This is a genomic window from Kitasatospora sp. NPDC056531 (assembly GCF_042794375.1).
GTDB lineage: Bacteria > Actinomycetota > Actinomycetes > Streptomycetales > Streptomycetaceae > Kitasatospora.
Genome location: NZ_JBHTTU010000210.1, coordinates 1 through 4,757, shown reverse-complemented (window position 1 = coordinate 4,757; position 4,757 = coordinate 1). Strand labels below are relative to the sequence as shown.

The following is a 4,757-nucleotide window of genomic DNA, read 5'->3' as shown; positions in this document are numbered from 1 at the left end:
CGGGGCATCGGCCTGCGGGAGGGGCGTACGGGACGCGCGCGGGGCTCAGGGCCGCGGGAGCGCCGCCGGGGCGTCGACCGCCTCGACGGCCTTGACCAGCGGGGCCAGCTCGGGGTTCCTGGCGGCCTCGTCGAGCGCCTCGCGCAGGGCGGCGTCGTTGGTCGGGCGGGCCCGCTCCAGGAGCTTCAGGCCGTCCTCGGTGACGTTGGTGTAGATGCCGCGCCGGTCCGTCGGGCACAGGTAGCGGGAGAGCAGGCCGCGGTCCTCCAGCCGGGTGACCAGGCGGGTGGTGGCGCTCTGGCTGAGCACGACCGCGTCGGCGACCTGCTTCATCTGCAGGTGCCCGCCCTCGTCGTCGTGCTGGCGGCTGAGCACGTCGAGCAGCGAGTACTCCCGCACGCTCAGGTCGTGCTCGGACTGCAGGGCGCGCTCGATGTGCGCCTCGATCCGGCCGTACAGGAGGTAGAGGGCGGCCCATCCGTTGGCGAGGGCGGTCAGCGCGGGGTCCGTGGCGGTCATGGGCCCGGTCTCCTTTCCAGGTGCTGTACGCCCCAGGATAAGCCATGCGATGAAATATCGGCCAGGGCATACATAAGGCTTATGCAAGCATCTGTCGCCCCCGGCGGTCCCGGTCCGCAGGTCCGGGCGGCGGCGCGAGGGGGCTTCGCCGTCGGCGCGCCGAGCGTCGGTAGTCACCCGTTCGGAGTAGTGGCAGGGGTCGGGGTCGGCCGATCGAGGCTCGGCCCCGTTTTCGTGCGCCCGGGACCCGCCCCGCCCCGCCCCAGGGTCCTCGGCGAAGGCGGATTGCCCGCACTTGCATTTATGCCGCGTGTGCAACTATTGTTGGGAGGTGTAAGGCGCACTAGCAATCGCACGGAGGTCGCGCCAATGCCCCTCGCACTCCTCGCCCTGGCCATCGGGGCCTTCGGGATCGGGACCACCGAGTTCGTGATCATGGGCCTGCTGCCCGAGATCGCCGGCGACTACGGCGTCTCGATCCCCACCGCCGGACTGCTCGTCACCGGCTACGCGATCGGCGTCGTCATCGGCGCCCCGCTGATGACGGTGCTCGGCACCAGGATCAGCCGCAAGACGATGCTGACGCTGCTGATGGGCCTGTTCACCGTCGGCAACCTGGTCTCCGCGACGGCACCGGGCTTCGGCCTCATGCTCGCCGGACGCATCGTCGCCTCGCTCGCCCACGGCGCGTTCTTCGGCATCGGCTCCGTCGTCGCCGCCGAACTGGTCGCCCCGCAGAAGAAGGCCGGCGCCATCGCCACCATGTTCACCGGACTGACCGTCGCCAACATCGTCGGCGTCCCGCTCGGCACCTTCATCGGCCAGGCCGTCGGCTGGCGCACCACCTTCGCCGCCGTCGCCGTCCTCGGCGTGGTCGGCCTGCTCGGCATCGCCAAGCTCGTGCCCGCCGTGCCGCGCGCCGAGGGAGCCCACCTGCGCCGCGAACTCACCGCCTTCCGCAACCCGCAGGTCCTGCTCGCCATGGCGATGACCGTGCTCGGCTTCGGCGGAGTGTTCGCCGCGATCACCTACATCGCGCCGATGATGACCCACGTCGCCGGCTACTCCGACGGCGCGGTCACCTGGCTGCTGGTGCTGTTCGGTGTCGGGATGTTCCTCGGCAACCTGCTCGGCGGCAGGTTCGCCGACCGCAAGCTGATGCCGCTGCTCTACACCACCCTCGGCGGACTCGCCGTCGTGCTCGGGCTGTTCACCCTGACCGCGCACGACAAGATCGCCGCCGCCGTCACGATCACGCTGGTCGGCGCGCTCGGCTTCGCCACCGTCCCGCCGCTGCAAAAGCGCGTCCTCGACCAGGCCCACGGCGCCCCCACCCTGGCCTCGGCCGTCAACATCGGCGCCTTCAACCTCGGCAACGCCCTGGCGGCCTGGCTCGGCGGGACCGTCATCACCGCCGGCCTCGGCTACACCGCCCCGAACTGGGTCGGCGCCCTGCTCGCCGCCGCCGCCCTGGTCCTCGCCTTCTGGTCCGCCGCCCTGGAACGCCGCACCCCCGCGGCCACCGTCCCCGCCGCGGCGGCCGTCCCCGCCCACCACTGACCACCCGTTCCCCCCTCCGCCCCTTCAAGGAGAAGCGCCGCCATGAGCACCACCACCGCCGTCACCCCGCTCACCACCGCCGAAGCCGAGACCCTCATCGACGCCGCCCGCACCGCCGCCGAGGCGGCCCAGGTCGCGGTCAGCGTCACCGTCCTGGACGTCGGCGGGCACCTGCTGGCCTTCCGCCGCGACGACCGCGCCGTGCTGATCTCCGGCGAGACCAGCACCCGCAAGGCCTACACCGCCCTCCAGCTCGACGCCCCCACCGTCGACCTGGTCGACCTCGTCAAGCCCGACGGCCCGTTCCACACCCTGCCCACCGCTCTGGACCGCCCGCTGCTGTTCATCGCCGGCGGCATCCCCGTCCACCGCGACGGCCGCCTGATCGGGGCTGGGCATCGGCGGCGGCGCCCCCGAGCAGGACCACGCCTTCGCCACCGCCGCGCTCAAGGAACTGGCCTGAACCCCCGTCACCACGGCACCCACTGAAGGAACCGGCGCCGTGACCGTCCCCACCGTCCCCGCCGTGAAGTTCAACAACGGCGTCGAGATCCCCCAGCTCGGCTTCGGCGTCTTCCAGCTCACCGACGCCGACATGACCGCCGTCGCCGCCGCCGACCGGGACCTGCGCACCGGCCCGCACCCCGACCAGTTCAACTGACGCACCGTCAACTCGATGTCGATCGCCGGGCGGCGTGACCCCCGGCCGCCCGGAACGGCCCCCGCCCCACCCGGCGTCCGCTGTGCTCGAGGAACCGCCGGAGCAAGCCGCAAACCCGCACTCACCCGACTCGCCCCGGTGCCCGGGCCCCCGCCCGGGCACCGGTGGTCCGCGTTCCGCCCGGGCGCGGTTCGCCCGGCCCGCGCGGCCTGACCGCATTGCACAGCGCGAAGAAGCAGTAACCCACCGGGACGGTCGGAGGACCGTGTGAGGAATCCCCGGCTCTTGGGCCGGGGAACGGAGGTCGAGCGCGCACCCGCAAACGCCTCGTCCCCGGCCTGTGGTGGCCGGGGCGGGCACGACGGGGGCCGGGGCCGCCGGCGGCACGATCGGGAAGAAGGCGGCCCCGGCCCCGGCACGTTTCCGTACGGGCGGGGCATCGACCGCGGAGTGCCCGTACGGCTGCGGTCGGCACCCATTGGACGACTTCAACAGCACTTGAAGTCAAGCCCGGGGCCCCGCAGACGCCCCCGCGCGGCGGGCGGCCACCGCAGCGGGGTAGCCTCGCTCACGGCGGGGCCGGACGGGTCGAGCGGACAGGGCGGGCGGATGACGGAGCAGCAACGCGGCTACTGGCGGGAGTCGGACGGCTCGGCCGTCGCCGTCAGCCAGGCGCACATCGTGTGGACCAGGGCGGCCTACCCGGCCCTGGTGGACGTGGCGAGCCGCTACCACGCGGTGATCACCTACGCCGAGCTGGCCGAGGCGGTGCAGCAGGCCTCCGGGGTGCGCACCAGCGTCAACCAGCGGCACTGGATCGGCAAGGTGCTGGCCCTGGTGGTGCGCGAGGCGCACCGCCGCGGGGACCCGCCGCTGACGGCGCTGGTGGTGCACGCCGCCGACGGCATGGTCGGGGCCGGCTACCAGGACGTGCTGGCGGTGGCCGGGCAGCCGCCGATCCTCGACGAGATGGACCGCGAGCAGCACGCGGCCGCCGCCCGCCTGGCCTGCTACCGGCACTTCGGCGCCGACCTGCCCGCCGACGGCGGCATCCCGGCGCTCGCCCCGCGGCTGAAGACCACGGTGACCCGCAAGGCCACCGCCGCCGCCACCACCACCCCGCCGCGGCCGCCGGCGATCTGCCCGAACTGCTTCCTCGAACTGCCGGCGACCCGGGTGTGCGACTCCTGCGGCGAGAAGGTCCCGTAACCGGCCGGCCCCGCTGCGCCGCCGTCTGACAGCCGTCGTCGGACGGCCGCTGTCCGCCGGCGGCCGTCAGACGGCGGCCGGCAGACGGCCGGGCATCCGCCAGCCCTCGGCGAGGCGGGAGGGGGACAGGCGGCGGCTGTCGCCGAAGAACTCGCAGAACTTCATGATCAGCGGGTCCCAGCCGAGCGGGTCCACGTAGTGGTCGGTGCCCGGCACGATCAGGTGCTCGTCCACGTGGGCGCGCACCACGGTGACCTCGAAGGCGGTGCACCCCTCGTTGCCCGCCAGCGGTGTCGCGGCCTCCAGGCGGCACTCCAGCTGCACCGGGCACTCGGCGGCGCGCGGCGCCCGCACCAGTTCGCCGTCCAGTTCGGTCATCCCGGCCGCGGCGAACTTGCGCCGCTCGTGGCGGTAGCCCTGCTCGCGCCGGTGCGCGGGGATGTGCGGGTTGGCGGTCAGCAGCGCGAGGGCGTCGACGGCGTCGACCTGCGCCGAGGAGGGAAGGTTGAGCACGCACTCGCCCTCGCGGCGCAGGTTGACGGCGGTCTGGGCGTTGTTGCCCAGGCCCAGCACGCAGGACTGGCCCAGCCACCAGGCCGAGGACATCGGCGCCAGGTTGGCGCTGCCGTCCTCGTTGCGCGAGCCGATCAGCACCACCGGGGTGCCGAAGTAGAGGACCTTGAGATCGGTGACCTTGTGCACGGGAATCCGGCCGTCCTTGCGTCGGGTGATCAGTTGCCGGTCACCGACTCTGCCGCCGCCCGGGCGCGGCCGCTGGCGGGGATCGGACATCCAGTCCGACGCCACG

The 4,757-nt window shown here is 73.5% G+C and carries 4 protein-coding genes and 2 pseudogenes; 4 read left to right on the top strand and 2 right to left on the bottom strand.

Annotated elements, in window-relative coordinates; genetic code table 11:
* Positions 1 to 45: 45 nt before the first annotated feature.
* On the bottom strand, positions 46 to 519 hold the full coding sequence (locus ACFQ87_RS44305; RefSeq protein ID WP_380616723.1) for a MarR family winged helix-turn-helix transcriptional regulator: 474 nt from the start codon (positions 517 to 519) through the stop codon (positions 46 to 48).
* A gap of 369 nt (positions 520 to 888) precedes the next feature.
* Between ACFQ87_RS44305 and ACFQ87_RS44300 the strand changes: the two genes are divergently transcribed.
* The 4 genes and pseudogenes from ACFQ87_RS44300 to ACFQ87_RS44285 all read left to right on the top strand — a co-directional run bounded on the left by ACFQ87_RS44300 (position 889) and on the right by ACFQ87_RS44285 (position 3,949).
* Positions 889 to 2,079: an MFS transporter gene (locus tag ACFQ87_RS44300; protein WP_380616722.1), complete on the top strand. Its 1,191-nt coding sequence runs from the start codon at positions 889 to 891 to the stop codon at positions 2,077 to 2,079.
* A 42-nt stretch (positions 2,080 to 2,121) separates the two neighbouring features.
* Positions 2,122 to 2,542 (top strand): annotated as a pseudogene (locus ACFQ87_RS44295) (heme-binding protein).
* Positions 2,543 to 2,581: 39 nt separating this feature from the next.
* Positions 2,582 to 2,695: pseudogene (locus ACFQ87_RS44290) on the top strand (aldo/keto reductase); the annotation flags it as partial.
* A 654-nt stretch (positions 2,696 to 3,349) separates the two neighbouring features.
* Entirely contained in the window at positions 3,350 to 3,949 is a 600-nt protein-coding gene (locus ACFQ87_RS44285) for a hypothetical protein (RefSeq protein WP_380616721.1), read from the top strand.
* Between the two features lie 66 nt (positions 3,950 to 4,015).
* Here ACFQ87_RS44285 and ACFQ87_RS44280 read toward each other — a convergent pair.
* Positions 4,016 to 4,757 (bottom strand): flavin reductase family protein (locus tag ACFQ87_RS44280; protein ID WP_380616720.1); only part of this gene is annotated, 742 nt, incomplete at its 5' end.